15 protein-coding genes are annotated in these 17,543 nt (G+C 30.9%); 8 read left to right on the top strand and 7 right to left on the bottom strand.

Annotated elements, in window-relative coordinates; all coding sequences use genetic code 11:
• The 7 genes from C8N26_RS12565 to uvrA all read right to left on the bottom strand — a co-directional run bounded on the left by C8N26_RS12565 (position 1) and on the right by uvrA (position 9,854).
• On the bottom strand, positions 1-2,187 hold the full coding sequence (locus C8N26_RS12565; protein ID WP_120187566.1) for a peptidase domain-containing ABC transporter: 2,187 nt from the start codon (positions 2,185-2,187) through the stop codon (positions 1-3).
• 3 nt (positions 2,188-2,190) lie between these two features.
• Positions 2,191-3,258, bottom strand: coding sequence for a TlpA disulfide reductase family protein (locus C8N26_RS12560; protein WP_120187565.1), 1,068 nt, complete (start codon positions 3,256-3,258; stop codon positions 2,191-2,193).
• A gap of 61 nt (positions 3,259-3,319) precedes the next feature.
• Positions 3,320-3,514 carry a hypothetical protein gene (locus C8N26_RS12555; RefSeq protein ID WP_120187564.1) on the bottom strand — a complete coding sequence of 65 codons (195 nt, stop codon included), beginning with the start codon at positions 3,512-3,514 and terminating at the stop codon, positions 3,320-3,322.
• Positions 3,515-3,647: 133 nt separating this feature from the next.
• On the bottom strand, positions 3,648-5,234 hold the full coding sequence (locus C8N26_RS12550; protein ID WP_120187563.1) for a vitamin K epoxide reductase family protein: 1,587 nt from the start codon (positions 5,232-5,234) through the stop codon (positions 3,648-3,650).
• Positions 5,235-5,353: 119 nt separating this feature from the next.
• Positions 5,354-6,037: a response regulator gene (locus tag C8N26_RS12545; protein ID WP_120187562.1), complete on the bottom strand. Its 684-nt coding sequence runs from the start codon at positions 6,035-6,037 to the stop codon at positions 5,354-5,356.
• A gap of 159 nt (positions 6,038-6,196) precedes the next feature.
• On the bottom strand, positions 6,197-7,018 hold the full coding sequence (locus tag C8N26_RS12540; protein WP_211327810.1) for an alpha/beta hydrolase: 822 nt from the start codon (positions 7,016-7,018) through the stop codon (positions 6,197-6,199).
• Positions 7,019-7,031: 13 nt separating this feature from the next.
• The gene (gene uvrA, locus C8N26_RS12535; RefSeq protein ID WP_120187560.1) at positions 7,032-9,854 is read right to left on the bottom strand and encodes an excinuclease ABC subunit UvrA; all 2,823 of its coding nucleotides are present in this window, start codon (positions 9,852-9,854) and stop codon (positions 7,032-7,034) included.
• Positions 9,855-9,960: 106 nt separating this feature from the next.
• Here uvrA and C8N26_RS12530 point away from each other — a divergent pair, with 106 nt between their 5' ends.
• The 8 genes from C8N26_RS12530 (at position 9,961) to C8N26_RS12495 (ending at position 17,537) form a co-directional block, all read left to right on the top strand.
• On the top strand, positions 9,961-10,785 hold the full coding sequence (locus C8N26_RS12530) for a class I SAM-dependent methyltransferase (RefSeq protein WP_120187559.1): 825 nt from the start codon (positions 9,961-9,963) through the stop codon (positions 10,783-10,785).
• Positions 10,785-11,012, top strand: coding sequence for a hypothetical protein (locus C8N26_RS12525; RefSeq protein ID WP_028892864.1), 228 nt, complete (start codon positions 10,785-10,787; stop codon positions 11,010-11,012). The genes C8N26_RS12530 and C8N26_RS12525 overlap by 1 nt, the downstream gene beginning before the upstream one ends.
• Entirely contained in the window at positions 11,009-12,013 is a 1,005-nt protein-coding gene (locus tag C8N26_RS12520; protein WP_028892865.1) for a potassium channel family protein, read from the top strand. The genes C8N26_RS12525 and C8N26_RS12520 overlap by 4 nt, the downstream gene beginning before the upstream one ends.
• A 346-nt stretch (positions 12,014-12,359) precedes the next feature.
• The gene (locus C8N26_RS12515; RefSeq protein WP_120187558.1) at positions 12,360-14,051 is read left to right on the top strand and encodes an alanine/glycine:cation symporter family protein; all 1,692 of its coding nucleotides are present in this window, start codon (positions 12,360-12,362) and stop codon (positions 14,049-14,051) included.
• Between the two features lie 10 nt (positions 14,052-14,061).
• Positions 14,062-14,961 (top strand): ComEA family DNA-binding protein, encoded by a 900-nt coding sequence (locus tag C8N26_RS12510; RefSeq protein ID WP_120187557.1) that lies wholly within the window; start codon positions 14,062-14,064, stop codon positions 14,959-14,961.
• A gap of 25 nt (positions 14,962-14,986) precedes the next feature.
• Positions 14,987-16,153: an acyl-CoA dehydrogenase family protein gene (locus C8N26_RS12505; RefSeq protein ID WP_028892868.1), complete on the top strand. Its 1,167-nt coding sequence runs from the start codon at positions 14,987-14,989 to the stop codon at positions 16,151-16,153.
• Between the two features lie 214 nt (positions 16,154-16,367).
• On the top strand, positions 16,368-16,565 hold the full coding sequence (gene rpsU, locus C8N26_RS12500) for a 30S ribosomal protein S21 (protein ID WP_028892869.1): 198 nt from the start codon (positions 16,368-16,370) through the stop codon (positions 16,563-16,565).
• Between the two features lie 84 nt (positions 16,566-16,649).
• On the top strand, positions 16,650-17,537 hold the full coding sequence (locus C8N26_RS12495) for a tyrosine-type recombinase/integrase (RefSeq protein WP_120187556.1): 888 nt from the start codon (positions 16,650-16,652) through the stop codon (positions 17,535-17,537).
• Positions 17,538-17,543 lie beyond the last annotated feature (6 nt).

Genomic DNA, 17,543 nt, shown 5'->3' with positions numbered 1-17,543 from the left:
TTATTTACCTAAGTCTAGTTGGTTTTTAACTAGATGGTAGTAACTTCCTTTTAATTTGATTAACTCTTCGTGGTTTCCTTTTTCAATAATTTTTCCTTTTTCAAGTACAACTATTTGATGTGCATTTTTTACAGTACTTAACCTATGAGCAATAACAACAGCAGTTTTGTTAGCAAAAAACTCATTAAGTTTTTCCATAATAACCTTTTCGTTATTGGCGTCTAATGCACTAGTAGCTTCATCAAAGAATAAAAATTTAGGGTTTTTATAGACAGATCTAGCAATCAGTAATCGTTGTTTTTGACCTGTACTCAATCCGTTACCTTCACTACCAATTTTTGTATTGTAGCCTAAAGGCAAGCCTTCAATATAATCACCAATGTTTGCTACATCGATTGCATGAGCTAATTTTTCTTTATCGACATAATCTTCCCCTACAGCTATGTTTTTAGCTATGGAATCATTAAAGATGTAACCTTCTTGCATTACAACTCCACAATTTCTTCTCCATTCTTTTTGAGAGACATTTTTTAAGTTGAAATTATTGATTGAAATATCTCCTTTATCTACTTGGTAAAAACCAAGGAGTAACTTCATTAAGGTGGTTTTTCCACTTCCACTAACACCAACAATAGCAGTTGTTTTATTTGCAGGGATTTCAAGAGATAGGTTCTTTAAAACAGGTTCTAAGCCACCTGTATATCTGAATGAAATGTTATTTAATTTTATAGATGCATTTTCAGGTATAACTGTCACTTTTTCATCACTAGGTTTTTCTTCATCTTCCATGTTGTGGATTTCACCTAGTCTATCTAAAGATATTTGGGCATCTTGTATGTCTCTCATAAAATTAATTAATTGAGTAATTGGACCGTTTAACTGCCCTACGATATAGCTAATAGCCATCATCATACCTAATGTGATTTGTCCATCTATTACTAGTTTTGCAGAAAGTATGGTAATGAACATATTTTTAAGCTCATTGATGAAATTTGAACCTACACTTTGTGTTTGTTCTAAAGCAAGACTTTTTGTAGCTACTTTAAATAAACGAGCTTGCACATATTCCCAGTTCCAGCGCATACGTCTTTCAGCATTATGAAGCTTTATTTCTTGCATCCCATTAATAAGTTCAATGACCTTACTCTGTTCTTGACTTACTTGAGAAAAACGTTTGTAATCAAGTTCTTTTCTTTTCTTGAAAAAGAATAATACCCACCCAAAATATAGAACACTTCCTAGTACAAAAACCCCAAAAATTTGTAAACTATAATACCCTAAAACCAAACTAAAAATTATAAGGTTGAAAAATGAAAAAAGTACAGTTAAAGATGAGGTAGTTAAAATTCTTTCAATACGTTTATGATCGTTGATTCTTTGTAATAAATCTCCTGTCATTCTTACATCGAAATAGGAGATAGGTAGTTTCATTAGTTTGATAAAAAAGTCTGAAATTAAAGATATGTTGATTCTAGTACTAAGATGTAGTAGAATCCAACTTCGAATAATTTCTAGTGAAGCTTTTCCTATAAAAAGGAACAGTTGTGCAAATAAGATAAGGTATACAAAATTTAAATCTTGGTTTTTGATACCTACGTCAACTACACTTTGAGTTAAAAAGGGTAAAATTAGTTGAAGTAAACTACCAGCAAGAAGTCCTATTATTAATTGAACTATGAACTTCTTGTATTTGTATAAGTATTTAAAAATAAATGAGAATCCAAATTTTTCATCTTCTTCAAACTCTTCTTGATAAAATTTAGGTGTGGGTTCAACTAATAAAGCAATTCCTTCTTCTGTATTTTCATCTGCGTTATTTCCAATCCAATGTTGAATAAATTCTTCTTTTGTAAAAGTAATTAATCCATGAGCGGGATCAGAAATATAAACAATGTTCTTTTTAATTTTATAAAGAACTACATAGTGGTTTTTATTCCAGTGAATGATACAAGGCAATGGAGCTTCTTTTAATTTGTTATAAGCTAATTTTATACCTAAAGACTTAAAGCCTATAGACTCTACAGCTTCACTTAAACCAAGTAAGCTACTGCCTTCTCGAGTAGTTTCACTGAGACTACGTAGTTGCTGTGTGTTAATGGTTTTACCATAGTGTTTGGCTATGATTTTGATACACGTTGGTCCGCAATCTTTGGCTTCTGTCTGTTTATAGTTTGGAAATTTTTTCAAATTCTAATTTTTTATACCCAATTCGATTTCAGATAACAAATCATCATTATATTTTATTATCTTTTTAATTTTACCGTGTTTGATTAAAAAAGTTGTAGGAATTTCTTCAATATTATAATTAATAGCAGTGATACTTTCTCCTATTTTTTTAAAGTTTGATAAGTTAACCCAATCAATTTTAAGGTCTTCGCTTTTCTTTTTCCACATTTTTTTATCTAAATCAAATGAGAAACTAACTAATTTAATGTTAGGGTGTTTTTGTTGGATAGAAGGAAATTCATTTTTTATTTTTTCAATACAAGGGGGACACCAACTAGCCCAAAAATTTAATAAAATAATGGAATCTTTAATCTGTGATAAATTAACCTTGTTTCCTTTTATATCTGAAGCTTCAATGTTTATAATTTTATCTCCTAAAATGATTTTTTTTGTTTTTATATACTTTTCTAATAATATTCCTTTTTCTGTTTTTTTTAACTGATTATTCAAGAGATTATAAAAGCTAGATAGCTCTTTTTTAGAATAATAAATTTTGTTTGATATTACTTCTGAGATTGAAAAATAATTATTAGGATATTTATTAAAGAAATTTAATGCAGCTATATTAAACTTGTCTATAATTTTATCGTATTCTTCTCTATTTATTTCTTTTTTCTTAAATCTAAGATAAGCTTCTGTTTTATTTTTTTTATGATCTTTTAAAGATTCTTTAAAAAGGTTTGAAATTTTATTCAGCTCTCCTCCTGTAACTTTAAAAATAGAATTGTTAAGCTCTTTTTTGTTGTTTTTAGTAATAATTATATTGTCGTTTTCTAACCAAAAATCTATATTAAAATTATTTTTAGCTATCATAAATGAAACTCCAGAAAGTAAAGGTTCTTTAGTTTTACCTATAAATTTAAATTCTTCATTTAAACTAAAGCAACTGTCAAGAACTTTTAACTCTTTGTAATCAAAAAGAAATACTTTTGTACTGTCTTTTAGGTTTTTAATCTTTCCTTTTATTATATAGCCATTTTTTTTAAAACAGCTAGTACAAATTAATAACAAGATAAGTACTTTTATTTTCATATCATCTTAATGTTTATAAAGGGAGGTATATGAGACCTCCCTTACCATAATTTTTCATGGGTTAAGCACAGTTTCCATATATCTGTCCCATGCCTTTTTTACAAGTACCAGAAGAACATTGACCTCCATTAGTACATAAACAGTTTTTATCCATGTCTGTTCCTGCTCTACAAGGTCCTTCAATATACCCTCCATTAATTGCTTTCTGATCTACTTTATTTAAAGCTTTACCTAGGTTTAAAATTTGTTTTTTCATAATTAAAATATTAAGATTACTTTTGCGGCGAACATTTAAAGACACTCACCAATGTGTCTATTCTTCGCGAGAGAATTTTGTTCAAAATGCAAAGCCCTTAATTGGGCTTTGTTTTTTGTATAAAGTGTATAATTTACACCACTGATAAAATTTTGGTAGTTTCTTCTAAATCTTCAATAAAGAAAATTAAGTCAGTTCTGTTGTATTCTTTTGGAAAAGATCTTCCATTGATTAAAATTTCAGGGGTAAAGTTGATGTTGTTTTCTTTACACCAATTATTTTCCCTTTCTAATTCAGGTATATAAAGCTCATTATGCTTACATTCTCCCCATTTTTTTAACCAAGTATTTGGTTTTTCGCCTCCATAAATGTCATCCATAGCAGATAAACATTCCTTTTCTCCTTTAGATTCGTAAATTTCTAAAAGTCTACTGGTTATTTTTACAACATCACTATTTTGATCACTCGGATTAATATTAAAGCGAATTTTAATCTTAACATTATTGTTGAACTTTTTTAGAATTTCATCAACATGAGTATGAACAGGTTTACAATGGCCGCAGAATGGATTAGTAACTATTACTATTTCTAAAGAAGAATTATGGTTTCCAAATGTAATTTCTTTTGAATTTTCTATATGTGTGTTAAGTTGAGGAGACTTTTGAAGAAGACTTTCAAAAAGAGTAAAGTTTCTTTTAAATTTTACACTTTCAACTTTTTCCTTTTTCAAAGTGTGTACATTTGTTATTAGTGGTTTTAAATAACTCCATGCTATAAGAGATGAGAAAGCAATTATTCCTAAAGAAATAAAATCGTTAACAATAAAAGTGTCAATATAATTATTGGTTAATATTGGGGTAAGTGCTTGAATCCATAAAACACCAACAATACTTAAACACAAAAGACACCATTTTTTTACAACTACATATTGATAGTACAAAGAGTAAATAGTTACTGGTATTGCTAATAAACTTATCGTATATGATAAAATAGGATTTGATATTTGAATTAAAGTAAGAATAGATAAGCCAGAAAAATAAAGAATACTAAAATCACTGAGTTTGTAACCTTTAACAATCTCTGCTCCCTTAGAAGTTAAAATGGCATCACAATCTTTCTTTTCATCTGTTCCAGAACAGAAAGTATCACCAATAGAAGATTTTAAACCGAGTTCTTGTTTCATTATAGCTACACTTATAATAACACCTAAAATTGAAAGAGAGAAATAAACTATATTATACAAGGAAACAGAGCTTTTGTAGAAAGAAAATAGTACTAAAAAACTAAGAGTGATAAGACTTACAGTTTTCAAGAAGTTAGAATTTTCTTTAGGAACTTCAGCGTTTTTTGTTTGTTCAACAGCTACAATAATTCCTGTAAATTTATCGAGGAATTCATTTTCTGAAAGTTTAGTTTTTTTGTTCTCAGAGTTATAGATTATGTAATCCAGTTGTTTTCTCTCAAGAACAATTAATTCTTGACCATAGTCGCTGTTTATTTGAGCTATAAAGCAATCCGGTAGTTGTAACAATGTTTCGGAATTTACAGGAACATCAGCCGCAACATTTTCTATGTTGAAGTGATCAAGAACTCCAGTTATAGCATGTAAACTAGGATAGGATGGGTGGCTTTGAATTTGGAAGGAAAGTTCTTCTCGATCAAAAGGAATTCTGTTTTTTTTGAGTAACTTTTGTACTAAAGGTATTAATGTATCTTTCAAAATGAAGGGTTTTTTAAGAATAGCTAATTTTTAGATTTTTCCAAATCTATCTTTTAATAATTGTGTTTTTTTTAAAAAACACATAAAAAAAGTAAGGGAAAACCTTATTTTTTGATTTCTTAGATGTAGCCTTTTTCTTTCGCTACTAAAATTAATTCTCTATCTCCTTTGTCTTTTACGTTGAAAACTTTTTTTAAGTGTCTTTTGCGTTTCTCAATGCTAGCAGCAGATAAAGGTATGTAATTGGGCATATCTTTCATTTTAGATCCAATAGATAGTTCATAGAGAATTTGTCTATCTATAGTGTCGATTATAAAACTACTCGAAACTTCTTTTCTTAAAAGTTTTAAAACAGTTTTGCTGTAATAAGGAATATTATTAGCAACATTTTTAATGGCGTTTTTAAATTCATCAGAGGTCAAGTCACTTTTTGTTAAAAAGCTTTCAGGGTTTAGACTTTTAATAACATTATGAATTCTGTAGTTATCATTACAGTCTGTAACTACGATAATTTTTGTGTTAGGGAGTAGTTTTCTGATTAAGAAGCCTAAATCTTCACCTGATAAAATTTTTCTGTTTGAAGAAGGTTTGAGTTTTAAATCTAAAACAACAAAATCTAATTTAGTTTCTTTTTCAATTGTTCTCTTAATAATGTCGTAAGCACCATTACAATTGTAAGTAATGTCAATGTTGAAACTGAAATTTGAAGTCTTTTTGGTGATTTTAGATGCAATGTTCCTGTAAGTTTCACATACAAGGGGGCAGTTGTCCGCTATTAAAGCAGATAGTTTTTCTTTTCTCATATTTAAATAGTTTCGGGGGAAACAATAATTACTGTTTTTATAAAAAACAGTTTTTAAATTTAGAAAAAAGGATTATAAAGACAAAATAAATGTATAAATAAAATATTTTTAACTATTTAATTGAGATGTTTTTATTGTGGTTTTTAAGGGTTAAGCTATTTAATATAATGTTTTCAAAGCTTTATGTACAGCAGGATGCAATATAGTTGCGTGGTCTTCATTATAGTCGGGTTTGTAAATGCAGTTGATACCTCTTTTGTTATTGAGTTTTTTTGCTAAAGTATCAGCTATTTCATTCATTGCAGGATGCTCTTTCCCAACAGATAAAAATACAGTTGGATCAGAAAACTGCTGCTTATTTAGTAAACTATCAATGTTTTTAAGCATTCTGTATTCGTTCCACCAAAGTGATGGACTTACGATGATATAATCATTAAACATGCTTGGGTTTTTTAGTAAAACTTCCGTAGCTAGTAATCCGCCTAACGATTGACCAATTAAAGTTTTATGATTGTTGGTTTTATAGCTCTTGTTGATATATGGTTGTACTTCTTCTTTTAAAAAACGGATAAATTTTTCAGAGCCACCATGGGTCGGGAAATCTTTAATATCTAAACTATCGTTACTTGGATGTGTAAAATCTCTATTTCTATCAATATTTTCAATACCAACAACAATCATGGGCTCCATTTGAGTTGATAACTGCATGAATTGGACTAGTCCAGCAATGTGTTTAAAATCTTCTTCTTTAGAACCGTCTAGCAAATAAATAGTGTTATAGGTCCTAGTTGAATCAGGATGATAACCATGGGGTAAGTAGATGTTTAAATTTCTGTCTTCATTTAAAATAGAAGAGTATAAGGTAGCTACTTCACCAATAGAAATTAGCTCTTTTTCATTTTCTATTTTAATCTCTTGTTTTTTTGTATTACAAGCAATTGAAATGAAAAGTAACAATACGTAAAAATAATTCTTCATCATAGCTCTTAGGTTTTTAGTTTAGTTCTTTTTTCAAAAATTTAGCAGTATAACTCGTCTTATGCTTAGCAACTTCTTCTGGAGTTCCAGAAGTTAGTACTTTTCCTCCTTTTTTACCGCCTTCCATACCAATATCAATAATATAATCGGCAAGTTTAATTACGTCTAAATTGTGTTCAATAATTAATACGGTGTTTCCTTTGTTAGCTAGTTTGTTTAATACTTCCATTAGTACTCTGATGTCTTCAAAATGCAACCCAGTAGTTGGTTCGTCTAAAATATAAAAGGTGTTTCCGGTATCTCTTTTTGATAATTCTGAAGCTAATTTAATACGTTGTGCTTCACCACCAGAAAGTGTGGTAGATTGTTGTCCTAAAGTAATATATCCTAGTCCAACATCTTTGATCGTTTTTAATTTTCTATGTATTTTAGGAATGTGTTCGAAGAACTCGGTAGCTTCGTTAATAGTCATGTCTAATACATCAGAAATTGACTTTCCTTTGTAACGAATTTCTAAGGTTTCTCGATTAAAACGTTTTCCTTGACAGGTTTCGCATTCTACATGAACATCAGGTAAAAAGTTCATTTCTATCACACGAACTCCACCACCTTGGCAGGTTTCACAACGACCACCTTTTACATTAAAACTAAAACGACCGGGTTTATAACCGCGAATTGAAGCTTCTGGAGTTTTTGCAAATAAACTACGGATTTCACTAAAAACACCTGTGTATGTAGCAGGGTTTGAACGTGGTGTTCTACCAATAGGAGATTGGTCAATGTCAATTACTTTATCAATATGTTCTAAACCTTCAATTTTCTTGTAAGGCATCGGCTTTTTTACAGCTCGATAAATATGAGAATTTAAAATAGGGTAAAGGGTTTCGTTAATCAAGGTAGATTTTCCACTACCTGAAACACCTGTTACACAAATCATTTTTCCTAAAGGAAACTCAACAGAAACATTTTTTAAGTTGTTCCCAGAAGCACCTTTTAAAGAAATTGTTTTTCCGTTTCCTTCACGACGTTTGTTAGGAACCTTTATTTCTTTTCTTTTAGATAAGTAATCTGCGGTAAGCGTATCATGACTTTTTAAATCTTCAAAAGTACCTTCACTCACAATCTCACCACCATGTCGTCCAGCACCAGGACCAATATCTAGGACGAAATCAGCGTTTTTAATCATGTCTTCATCGTGCTCAACCACTAAAACAGAATTACCAACATCACGAAGTTTAATTAAAGAGTCTATTAATTTTTGATTGTCACGTTGATGTAAACCAATACTTGGCTCATCTAAAATATAGAGTACGCCAACCAGTTGAGAGCCAATTTGTGTAGCCAATCGAATACGTTGAGCTTCACCGCCCGAAAGTGATTTTGAGGTTCTGTCTAAAGTCAAATAATCTAAACCAACATCTAATAAAAACTGAATACGTGTGCGGATTTCTTTTAAAATTTCAGAAGCAATAGTTAATTGCTTTTCTGATAGTTTTTTATCAACTTTTTGAAACCAGCTAGCTAACTCCAAAACATCCATCTGAGCTAAATCACTAATATTTTTATCGGTAATTTTAAAATGGAGGGCTTCTTTCTTTAATCTTTTTCCATCACACACAGAGCAAGTAACTTCGTCCATAAAATCTTTAGCCCAACGTTTAATAGAAGTGCTTTCAGAATTTTTATATTGATTTTCAATAAAAGCGATAATTCCTTCAAAATCAATTTCGTAATTTCTAGTAACTCCTGCTGCTTTTGATTGAATTTCAAACTTTTCCTTTCCTCCATGTAAAATAACTTCCATAGCTTCTTTTGGAATGTTTTTTATAGGGTCAGTTAATTTGAAATTGTAACGCTCAGCAATAGTTTGTAGTTGTTTAAAAATCCAACTGTTTTTTTGTTCTCCTAACGGAACAATTCCTCCATTTTTAATTGAAATACTATCGTCTGGAACTACTTTTTGATGGTTGATTTCGTTGGTAATCCCTAATCCGTTACAATGGGTACAAGCTCCTTTAGGCGAGTTGAATGAAAAAGTATTTGGTTCAGGGTTTGGATAGGCAATTCCAGTAGTAGGACACATGAGCTCACGACTAAAATAGCGTGGTTTCTCATCATCAACATCAATTACCATTAAGATGTTATCACCAGTGTATAAAGCAGTTTTTATGGTTTCTTCTAAACGTTTTTCTGCGGTGTCATTTACAACTAAACGATCGATAACTACTTCTATATCGTGGGTTTTGTAACGATCGAGCTTCATGCCTTTTTCAATCTCACGAATTTCACCATCTACACGAACACGAACAAAACCTTGTTTAGAAATTTGTTCGAATAATTCACGGTAATGTCCTTTTCTCGATTTGATTAAAGGGGCAAGAATAGCAATGCGCTTTCCATCAAAATCTTTTAAAATTAATTCTTTGATTTGTTCATCAGAATAGCTAACCATTTTCTCGCCAGTATTGTATGAGTACGCATCTGCTGCACGAGAAAAGAGTAAACGTAAGAAATCGTAAATTTCGGTAATGGTACCTACGGTAGAACGCGGACTTTTATTAGTCGTTTTTTGTTCAATAGAAATTACAGGAGAAAGTCCGTCTATTTTATCAACATCAGGACGTTCTAGTCCTCCTAAAAACTGACGAGCATAGGCAGAAAACGTTTCAATATATCGGCGTTGACCTTCGGCATAAATAGTATCAAAGGCAAGTGACGATTTTCCACTTCCGCTTAAACCTGTAATCACAACCAGCTTTTCGCGAGGAATTTTAATATCTATATTCTTTAAATTGTGAGCTCTTGCTCCGTAAACTTCTATGTATTCTTGTTCTTTCAAAGTGAGGATTTTACCAAAAACAGCAAAGTTACCAAAACCAAATTTATTTTAAAGGAGTGATGTTTAACAAATGAGTTGAAATTGGTATCTTGCGTTAATTGTTATTATGAGTAACCTGAATATTCAAATACACGAAACCGCTTTTGTTACATCAACATTTAGATCTCAAAACGAAGATTTGAGTAAAGATATGTATGCGAAACTTTGGAAGAATCCTCGTACAACTATTTGGGTAGAAAAATATCTTGATCAAGTTTGTTCAGAAGAAGTATCAGCGCATTGTTTAAGAAACCGATTTTTTCTTGAAGAGATTGAAAGGCTGCAGCCAGAAGTTCTTATTAATTTTGGAAGTGGTTTTAGTATGTATCCTTTTTTGTTAAGCGACGATATTATTCATATAGAAATTGACAAGGAAGAAGTGGTGAGTTATAAAGAGAAAAAGATAAAGGAGTTTCAAAAGGAAGGAAAGTTGCCTGAAAGAAATATTCATTTTATCGGAGTTGATTTTAGTCAAGATTATGTTCATATCTTGTTAGAAAAACTACTTTTACTGAAAGGAAAAAAGTCTTCATTTATTTTAATAGAAGGCGTGCTTTTCTTTTTATCGAAAAAAGACACAGAGAAATTATTTGAGTTTTTTTCTAGATTGCAAGAAAAAGGAGATTATATAGGAAGTGCTTCTTTTCAAAATGAGTTAAAGGCTTCAAAAGCTTTTGAAAAATTACTCGATTTTTGTAATAAAGAAATGGTGAAAACTGAAGCTTCTGATTGGCAAACGGTAGAAGATATTTTTTATAAAGAAAATGCAAATTATGACTTGATTAATCATCAAGATTATTTTAGTTTGTCAAAAAAACACAGTAATACAATTAAGCTAGAAAAAGATTTAATTTTGAACGAGAATTTTTATATCTTGAAAAAAATAGTGTAATGAAATTTATTCATTCTGTACGACATTTTTTTGAAAGACACGGGTTTAATGTGTCTTCCCGATTTGCAGATCGTTTAGGTATGCGAGCTACTAATGTGCGTTTATTCTTTATTTATATATCATTTGTTACCATTGGTTTGTCATTTGGTTTGTACCTTACCATGGCGTTTTTATTGCGTTTAAAAGATATGATTTACACCAAAAGAACTTCTGTTTTTGATTTATGATAAACACGGTATTTCAATCGAGGTTATATAGAGCGATTACTTATTCTGTATTAATTGTTACAGTAGGAGTTTTAGGGTATATTCTATTTTTTGAATATTCACTTATCGATGCACTTTATATGACAGTAATCACCATAAGTACTATTGGGTTTGGAGAGGTGCATCCTTTTGGTACAGGTGAAAAACTATTTACAATAGGTTTAATAATATCTAGTTTATTTATCTTCGGTTACGCAGTTTCATCGTTTTCAGAATATCTAATTAGCGGACAATTTTTCTATCAACTAAAAGTAAAAAAAGTGCAAAAACAAATAGAACAATTACAAGGGCATACCATTGTGTGTGGCTATGGAAGAAATGGAAGACAAGCTATTTCAAAACTAAAAAGCTATAAAAAACAAGTTGTAGTGGTAGAAAAGTTTGAAGGAATTGTGAAGCAGTTAGATGAAAAAGGCGTGTTGACTATTGAAGGAGATGCTACACTTGACGAAACATTGTTAAGGGCAGGTATAATGAGTGCAAATAATTTGATTACCGCATTGCCTTCTGATGCTGATAATTTATTTGTTGTTTTAACAGCTAAACAATTAAATAAAGAATGTAAAGTAATAAGTAGAGCATCTAAAGAAACATCATATAGCAAATTAAAAATAGCAGGAGCTGATAATGTAATAATGCCTGATAAGTTAGGAGGTTCACATATGGCGTCTTTGGTGGTAACTCCGGATGTGATAGAATTTGTAGATCGATTAACTATTGAAGGAGAAACTACGGCAAACTTAGAAGAAGTCGCAATTAACGATTTGCCAGAAAAATACTTAGACAAAACAATTTTAGATTTAGATTTACGAAAAAAAACAGGATGTACCGTTATAGGTTACCGTACGCCGAACAAAGAGTATATTATAAATCCAGAAGCTGAAGTAAAGCTAGAAGCAGGAGGGAACCTTATTGTTTTAGGTAGGCCTGAGCAAATAAATACTTTAAGAAGGTTGTTTTAAAAAAAAATGAAGTGCTAAAAAGCAATGAATGATGTTTTCTTAAATGTCTGCTAGAAAATTTGCGAAAAACTAAAAAAAACTTCCCTCTTTTTTATTATTTGAAAAGTCTAAAAATCTTATAGTTAAACAAGATTTTAAGTTTCTAGTTTTAAAGTTCAGTAAAACAAAAAAGAAGCTAAAAATAGTATAAGAGATCTCTTAAAGTCCTCTCTGCTTACCTAGGAATATTTACAAAAAATTAAAGAAAAACTAATCTTATATTCATATTTAACGATTAAAACTTGTTGTAAGTTCATTTTTTTATGATATTGCGGGCTACTAAATCAAAAAATCTAATACTTACATTATGAATAAAAGATTACTTGCATTGCTGTTTTTAATAACGCCGATGTTCACATTTGCACAAGAAAAGGGGCTGGATCAACAAATTGATGAATGGTTCAAACCTATATCTGATTTTTTTAGCAGTGTAATTTTCTTTCCAGTATTTGGAACCCCTTTTGTATTGATTTTGTTAGTGGCAAGTGCCGCTTTTTTTACGATTTATTTTGGGTTTCCAAATATTCGTCACTTTTTTACAGCAATCAATGTAGTTAGAGGGAAGTATGAAGATATTGAAAAGCACGGAGCACAATTATTATATGGTGAAGATGGTATTGCGCAGGGTGTAGATATGAATGAAGTTGATGATATTGAAGAGCATATTGAGAATATTGAAAGCTTGCATAGCGATTTAGAAATAGATGGAGATATAAAGGATACGATTAGAGATGAGAGTCATGAAGGAGAAGTGTCGCACTTCCAAGCATTAGCAACTGCTGTTTCAGGTACAGTTGGTAATGGAAACATTGCAGGGGTTGCTTTAGCAATTGCTTTAGGAGGTCCAGGGGCTACTTTTTGGATGATTATTTGTGGATTATTAGGTATGTCAACAAAGTTTGTTGAGTGTACTTTAGGGGTTCACTACCGTGATGTAGGAGAAGATGGTACAGTATATGGAGGTCCTATGTATTATTTATCAAAAGGATTAAAAGAAAAAGGTTTTGCTACTTTAGGTAAAATTGCTGCAGGAGCATTTGCGGTGTTCTGTATTGGAGGATCTTTTGGTGGTGGTAACGCTGCTCAATCAAACCAAGCAACAATTGTAATTAAAGAGTTATTAGGGCTAGAAAGCACAGCAGCGGGAGCTATTATAGGACTTGTGTTAGCAATTTTAGTAGGAATTATTATTATTGGAGGAATTAAAAGAATTGCTTCGGTTACTGAAAAAGTGGTTCCTTTTATGGCGTTATTATATTTATTAGCTTGTTTATATATTTTAGGAGTTAATTTCTCTTTAATTGACGATGCTATCTCTTTAATTCTTGCAGAAGCATTTAACCCAACAGCAATTGGAGTTGGTGGAGTTATAGGTGTGTTATTAGTAGGATTTAAAAGAGCAGCTTTCTCAAATGAAGCAGGAGCAGGATCAGCATCTATTGCGCACTCAGCAGTAAAAACTAAATATTCAGCTTCAGAAGGTTTAGTAGCGTTATTAGAGCCTTTTATTGATACTGTATTAATATGTACAATGACAGCTTTAGTAATTATTATTTTTAACTTCGGAGGAGCATTTGAATATGGAGGAGATGGAACAGGGTCTGTGTTTATTGACGGAATTGCTTATGAAGGAGCAGGAATTACATCAAAAGCATTCGCAGCGTATATTCCTTTCTCAAACGTGTTTTTAACGGTTGCTGTAGTGTTATTCGCTGTGTCAACAATGATTTCTTGGTCTTACTACGGATTACAGTCTTGGAAGTTTTTATTTGGTAGAGGTAAAAAAGCCGATTTAACATATAAATTTTTATTCTTAACTTTCGTGGTAATTGGTGCTGCAGCAAGTATGAAATCTATTTGGGATTTTTCAGATGCAATGATTTTTGCAATGGTGTTTCCAAATATGGTAGGTTTATACTTGTTAATGCCAGTGGTTAAAAAGCAATTGAAAAGATATATGGATGCTATTAACCTAAAAAAGGAAGCAATAGAAGATTAAAAATTAAAAGATGAAAATATTTAAACCCCATTTCTGGTACAACAAACGCCAACGAAATGGGGTTTTCTTTTTGTTGGTAGTAATCATCATATTGCAACTCATTTATGTTTATGTTGATTTTTCTTCAGAGGTAGAGAAAACTATTGAAACAGAAGAATTACTAGCTTTTCAACATCAAATAGATAGTTTAAAGCAAGTAGAACTAGAAAGCAGGAAGCCGAAGTTGTATCCGTTCAATCCAAATTATATAACAGATTTTAAAGGGTATCAATTAGGAATGAATACAGAAGAAATAGATAGACTTCACACATATAGAAAACAAAACAATTTTGTAAATTCTGTATCTGAATTTCAACAAATAACAAAAGTATCAGATAGCTTGTTAGCTATAGTTTCTCCATATTTTAAATTTCCAGATTGGGTAATAAGAAGAGAGAATCAAAAGAAAAACAAAACTATTAAAGCGAGCTTATCAGAAAAGCATATATATAATAAGGTATACAAAACTTCAACTAATGATATTAATAAAGTTACACAACAAGATTTAGAAACTATTAGTGGAGTTGGTGAAGTGCTTTCTTCGAGGATTATAAAATATCGAAATAAATTACAAGGATATTCGTTCCCTTCTCAATTGTATGAAGTTTGGGGATTGAACAAAGAAACCGCTAATAAGGTTCTAGCAATATTTAAAATAGTAGACAAACCAATTATAGAAAAAGTAAATGTTAATACAGCTACTTTTAAAGAGGTGTTAAAAAATCCATATATAGATTATGAACTCTGTAAAAAGATTTTTGAGTATCGAGACGAGGTAGCAGAACTTCAAAATATTTCTGAATTAAGAAATATTAAAGATTTTCCACTAGACAAATACGATAGAATAGTTATATATTTGGAAGCAAAATAACAAACAACAAACAATTAGAGAACGAATGAACAGTATGTATTTTACTGAAGAGCACGAGTCTTTTCGTCAAAGTTTTAAAGATTTTTTACAAAAAGAAGTTGTTCCGCATATAGATAAATGGGAAAAAGAAGGAACTGTTGAACGTTTTATCTGGAAGAAATTCGGTGAAATGGGATACTTTGGTTTAAACCAACCAGAAGAGTATGGAGGATTAGGTTTAGACCTTTTTTATACTGTAATTTTTTTAGAAGAATTACAAAAAGTGAATTCAGGCGGATTCGCAGCTAACATGTGGGCACATGCTTATTTAGCAATGACACACTTGAATAAAGAAGGAGACGACCGTATTAAAAGAGAATACTTAACACCAAGTATTGAAGGTGATAAAATAGGATGTTTGTGTATTACAGAACCTTTTGGAGGAAGTGATGTTGCAGGAATGCGAACTACTGCAATTAAAAAAGGAGATACTTATGTAATTAATGGTTCAAAAACATTTATTACTAACGGAGTGTATTCTGATTATTTAGTGGTTGCGGCAAAAACAAATCCAGAAGACAAGCATAAAGGAATGAGTATTTTTATTGTAGATAGAGATACACCAGGAATTTCTTCAACTAAGTTAGATAAGTTAGGTTGGAGAGCTTCTGATACTGCTGAAATCGCTTTTGATAATGTGGTAATTCCTGTAGAGAACCTTATGGGTGAAGAAGGAAAAGGATTTCCGTACATTATGCAGCATTTTGCTTTAGAACGTTTAGTTATGGGGATTAATGCACACGCACGTGCAGAATATGCAGTAGAGTACGCGATACAATATATGAGCGAGCGTCAAGCATTTGGTAAAACATTAGATAAATTCCAAGCGTTACGTCATAAAATTGCTGAAATGGCAAGTAGAGTAGATATGTGTAAAGAATATAATTATTCTATAGCAAAACGATTAAATGACGGAGTTTATGTGGTAAAAGAAGCGAGTATGAGTAAATTGTTGTCAACTAAAATGGCAGATGAGGTGATTTATGATGCATTGCAATTGTTAGGTGGTTATGGTTATATGGAAGAATATCCTATGGCGCGTTTACTTCGTGATAGTCGTTTAGGACCAATAGGTGGAGGTACATCAGAGATTCTTAAAGAAATCATTGCTAAAATGGTAATAGATAAGAAAGAATACAAGCCAGCAACATAAGTTCGCTTGAAAATAAAGATTTATAGAAGTTAAAATCCTGTTTTTAAAACAGGATTTTTTTTATGAAAAAAGAGTTTGAATAATTTGATTTTAAATAATACTTTGTATCTTTGCCGTCCAAATAAATTAAAAACAATATAATCTTCTGATATACTGTGTTTTATCAAAAGATTTTAAAAATATAGAAAACTACAATGAAAGGAGGTGCAAAAACATGTTAATCATTCCAGTTAAAGAAGGAGAGAATATCGATAGAGCGTTAAAACGTTATAAGCGTAAATTTGATCGTACAAAAACGATGAAGCAATTACGTAACAGAAAGCAATTTACAAAGCCATCTGTAGCAAAACGTGCTCAAATGATTAAAGCATCTTACGTTCAGAGATTAAGAACTCAAGAAGAAGTAGGATAGTAATCATCCTTATAATGTATAAAACCTGTGTTGATCTTAATACAGGTTTTTTTTGTACCTTCATTTTAGTAAATAAGAATATAAATGCTTATAGAAGCTTTCCTAGAATACTTAACGTTTGAAAAAAACTATTCAAAAAATACAATACAAGCATATAAAACAGATTTAATTGCCTTTAAAGATTTTTGTGAGGTTGAATTTGATCAAGATGATTTAGAGGCTATTCATTATAATCAAATACGAACATGGATTGTTAGTTTGGTAAACAGTGGTGTGTCGAATAGAAGTGTGAATAGAAAGGTTAGTTCCTTAAAAACCTTTTATAAGTTTTTGCAAAAAATAGGTGAAGTAACAATTAATCCATTAGCGAGTCATAAAGCTTTAAAAGTTCAAAAGAAAATTCAAACACCATTTGAGCAAAAGGAAGTAGAAGAGGTGTTGAAATTGTTAAATGAAACTTCCGATTTTGAATCGATAAGAGACCGGTTAATAGTTGAATTGTTGTATTCAACAGGGATGAGAAGAATAGAGTTAATAAATGTTAAAGAGAAAGATGTAGAGCATTCTAAAAAAGCAATTAAAGTTTTAGGGAAAAGAAATAAAGAAAGATATGTAACAATCTTGCCTTCAGTCTATAAAACACTAGAGAAATATTTGTCTGAAAAAAAGGAGTACGAAATAGAAAATGAAGAGGCGCTTTTTATAACTAAAAAGGGAGTTAAAATTTATGAAACCCTTGTTTACCGAATAATAAATTTGTACTTTAGTAGGGTGTCGACAAAAGCAAAAAAAAGTCCTCATATTTTAAGGCATGCATTTGCAACACATTTACTAAATAACGGTGCGTCGTTAAATTCGGTTAAAGAATTACTAGGGCATTCAAGTTTAGCCTCTACCCAAGTGTATACGCACAATAGCTTGGAGCAAATAAAAAAAGTGTATAATAAGGCTCATCCTAGAGAGTCAACTTAAAAGATC

Source organism: Tenacibaculum lutimaris, from assembly GCF_003610735.1.
GTDB classification, from domain to species: Bacteria; Bacteroidota; Bacteroidia; order Flavobacteriales; family Flavobacteriaceae; genus Polaribacter; species Polaribacter lutimaris.
Note: the sequence above shows the minus strand (reverse complement) of the source record. Positions and strands in the feature narration are given on the sequence as shown.

Coding starts and splice junctions, on each gene's coding strand:
- C8N26_RS12560 (WP_120187565.1), bottom strand. CDS start 3,258: ATGAAAATAAAAGTACTTATCTTGTTATTAATTTGTACTAGCTGTTTT.
- C8N26_RS12555 (WP_120187564.1), bottom strand. CDS start 3,514: ATGAAAAAACAAATTTTAAACCTAGGTAAAGCTTTAAATAAAGTAGAT.
- C8N26_RS12545 (WP_120187562.1), bottom strand. CDS start 6,037: ATGAGAAAAGAAAAACTATCTGCTTTAATAGCGGACAACTGCCCCCTT.
- C8N26_RS12540 (WP_211327810.1), bottom strand. CDS start 7,018: ATGATGAAGAATTATTTTTACGTATTGTTACTTTTCATTTCAATTGCT.
- C8N26_RS12530 (WP_120187559.1), top strand. CDS start 9,961: ATGAGTAACCTGAATATTCAAATACACGAAACCGCTTTTGTTACATCA.
- C8N26_RS12525 (WP_028892864.1), top strand. CDS start 10,785: ATGAAATTTATTCATTCTGTACGACATTTTTTTGAAAGACACGGGTTT.
- C8N26_RS12520 (WP_028892865.1), top strand. CDS start 11,009: ATGATAAACACGGTATTTCAATCGAGGTTATATAGAGCGATTACTTAT.
- C8N26_RS12515 (WP_120187558.1), top strand. CDS start 12,360: ATGAATAAAAGATTACTTGCATTGCTGTTTTTAATAACGCCGATGTTC.
- C8N26_RS12510 (WP_120187557.1), top strand. CDS start 14,062: ATGAAAATATTTAAACCCCATTTCTGGTACAACAAACGCCAACGAAAT.
- C8N26_RS12505 (WP_028892868.1), top strand. CDS start 14,987: ATGAACAGTATGTATTTTACTGAAGAGCACGAGTCTTTTCGTCAAAGT.
- rpsU (WP_028892869.1), top strand. CDS start 16,368: ATGTTAATCATTCCAGTTAAAGAAGGAGAGAATATCGATAGAGCGTTA.
- C8N26_RS12495 (WP_120187556.1), top strand. CDS start 16,650: ATGCTTATAGAAGCTTTCCTAGAATACTTAACGTTTGAAAAAAACTAT.